The sequence below is a fragment of the Campylobacter sp. RM12642 genome, from assembly GCF_020137635.1.
Classification (GTDB): domain Bacteria; phylum Campylobacterota; class Campylobacteria; order Campylobacterales; family Campylobacteraceae; genus Campylobacter_E.
Genome location: NZ_JACGAT010000083.1, coordinates 1 through 607, shown reverse-complemented (window position 1 = coordinate 607; position 607 = coordinate 1). Strand labels below are relative to the sequence as shown.

Genomic DNA, 607 nt, shown 5'->3' with positions numbered 1-607 from the left:
ATGAGTAATATAGGTAAAAATAAAACTGATTTTTTAAGACAAAATGATTCTAGAAATTTTTTATTTCTGTCTGTTGTGGATGTGATTAAAATTAAAGATTTTGATTATATATTAATAGAAAATGTACCACAGTTTTTAAAAATGAAATATTTTTATGATGGTAAATTATTAGAGTTGACTGATTATTTATCAGCAATGTTTTCAGATAAATATGATATCAAAGTGAATGTTTTTAATGCAAAATATTTTGGGATTCCGCAAAGTAGACCTAGAGCTATTGTGAGAATGTATAAAAAACATCTCACTTGGAATGAGCCTAAAGAGCAAAGAGAAATAACGCTAAAAGAGGCGATAGGACATTTGCCAAGTTTAGAATCTGGTGAGATTTCTAATTTAAAACATCATAAAGCAAGAGTACACAAAGAAAGTCATATAGAGTGTATGAGGTATACTCCTACTGGAAAATCTGCGTTTGAAAATATAGTTTATTTTCCAAAAAAAGAAAATGGAGAAAGAGTTAAAGGGTTTAAATCATCATATAAAAGAATGAAATGGGAACAGCCAGCACCCACTATCACTATTAGAAGTGATGCGATATCTTCGCAAG

Annotated in this window: 1 protein-coding gene; it reads left to right on the top strand. The window is 28.8% G+C overall.

Going from position 1 to position 607, the window contains the following annotated elements; translation table 11 throughout:
* Nucleotides 1-607 (top strand): DNA cytosine methyltransferase (locus tag AVBRAN12642_RS09780; protein WP_336608323.1); only part of this gene is annotated, 607 nt, incomplete at both ends.